This window comes from Pyrobaculum sp., from assembly GCF_049971835.1.
Taxonomy (GTDB): Archaea; Thermoproteota; Thermoprotei; order Thermoproteales; family Thermoproteaceae; genus Pyrobaculum.
The window spans coordinates 1-2,056 of sequence record NZ_JBMFKV010000281.1; the positions used below are offsets into that span (position 1 = coordinate 1).

Sequence of the window (2,056 nt, forward strand, 5' to 3'; positions counted from 1 at the left end):
CAATACAGCAGGAGATAACAACGGGGGACACTAGGAAGATCTTCACTGGGTGGACGGGTACGGGCTGTCCCGCAACGGGTACCTTAACCGTAGTGGGGCCCGTGAGTTGCACGGCGCAGTACAGAGAGGAATATAGAGTCGTCGTGGAGGACCCCCAGGGACGTCTCGGCGGGATCTATTGGACACCAGTTGGCACCGCCTTTACCATGAAAACGCCTCTCATCGTCGAGCTCTCACCCGACGCCAGGCTAAGGCTCCTCGACGCAGAGGGATGCAAGCTGGAGACGCAAGGGGCCACGGCGATGCTCGTGGCAGAGCGGCCAGCGCGGTGCCGCCTACGGTGGCAGAAGGAGTACAGAGTTGTGTTCACAGACCAGGTGACTGCCCTCTACAAAGAGCAGTGGCTGGCCGAGGGGGCTAGGATAAGCCTCTCCGCCGGCCCCACGGCGCGGGTCGAGGAGGGCTCAGCGACAGTTCCCCCAGTCGTGGAGAGGGGGCAGACGCGGTATGTGTTGAGGGGGTGGAGTTGCGGCGGGACAACCTACAGCGCCCAGAGTGCCGAGGTGGCGGTCGACAAGGCAATGCAGTGCCAGCCTCTGTGGACAAAACAATATCTGGTACAGGTTGTGGTGATGTACGACGGGAGGGATGTGGCCCGGAACTACACGTGGGTCGACGAGGGCTCCACATTTACCGACAGTGCAGATAGGTACAAGCCACCCTCCAACCCACTGACGCCGGCCGTATTCGCCGACTGGACGGCGGGCTCCGCCACAGGCCGGAGCCCCTCCATATCTATGATCGTCGACGCTCCCCTTACCATTTACATCCACTACACCACAAACTATACGCCGGCGGCGGCGCTGGGAGCCGTAGCGGCAGGTGGTGCAGTCGCCGCAACTATGTACAGGCTCAGAAAGAGGCAGAGAGAAGAGATTACAGTAGAGCTCGAGGTGAGGCCGTACACCGGTGAGGAGACAAGAGTGAGAGAGGAAGATAAGACAAAGGTAAGGACGGAAGATACCCAGCGCCAAGACGTCTCGAAGTGATATGACAATAAACGGTTCGGCCGGTGTGTGGGGAATGCTTACCCTACTGCTGGCGCTGTTTGCCCAAGCGGCGTCTGTGGAGCTTATTACACAGACACAGAGTTGCGCCGTCAAAATATACGGCGACGTGCTGGCGGTACTCGTAGAGGGGCCCATCACGCCAAGCCAAGAATTTGAAAACGTCACCACCGGCGCCCTAACGGCCCTTCTCTCCACAACGCCGAGAAGTAACCCCGTGATAGGACAAGTGCCCAGCGGCGAAGCCGTTAAGATACTTGAGGTTCTATACTCCGACTACAGAAGCGAGAGAGTTGATAAGATGGTTACTTGCCAGCTTTACACGCCCCGTATAACAACCGAACCGCAGATTTATGTAATACGGCGAACAGAGACACCGATGACCTCAGCCGCGCCCACACAAAGCCCCAACACCCTCGTTGCGGTGATCGGCGCTATGATAATAATCATCGCCGGGGTTATAGCCGCCCTCCTAATCCTAAGAAGGAAATAGGCAACAGGAGACGAGTAAAACTCAGCCGCGGAGAATTCACCACCAGATTTGTTACCTTTACTCTTTTAAATGCTTCATAAGGAGCGTTCTTTGCCTTTATCGACTGTACCTCATATATATATTTACATTTGTTGATCTACAACAGCGTAGCGCGCTTCACACGGCTCTGATAGGCGCTTCGTAAACAAAAGAGGCGTCGTTGTTTAGATTACTTTAAAACCTGAATATCGGGGCGTTGTTTGGCATAGGAGAATGTTTTTATAATATTCACATAATTCTAATATGTTGCGTATTATCATTGCGGCATTGTTAATCTGTACGGTTTTGGCAGGCGCTAAGTTAATATTCCAAGGGGGCGAGGGAGACATCAGTTGGAATGTCAACCACATTGGCGTTCTGTATATTAGGCATTGGGTAGTGGTCCCCAACGCCACGCCAAGAGTAGAGGTTAGAGGCTTTGACCAAGATAGAGTAGTTACGGCTGGCACGCTTAAAT

The 2,056-nt window shown here is 54.6% G+C and carries 3 protein-coding genes; all 3 read left to right on the plus strand.

What is annotated here, in order from left to right; genetic code table 11:
- A partial coding sequence (locus ACP5J3_RS13670; RefSeq protein WP_428496190.1) for a hypothetical protein occupies positions 1 to 1,049 on the plus strand: 1,049 nt, incomplete at its 5' end.
- A gap of 25 nt (positions 1,050 to 1,074) precedes the next feature.
- On the plus strand, positions 1,075 to 1,560 hold the full coding sequence (locus tag ACP5J3_RS13675) for a hypothetical protein (RefSeq protein ID WP_428496191.1): 486 nt from the start codon (positions 1,075 to 1,077) through the stop codon (positions 1,558 to 1,560).
- A 282-nt stretch (positions 1,561 to 1,842) separates the two neighbouring features.
- The coding region (locus tag ACP5J3_RS13680) for a hypothetical protein (RefSeq protein WP_428496192.1) at positions 1,843 to 2,056 on the plus strand (214 nt) is incomplete at its 3' end.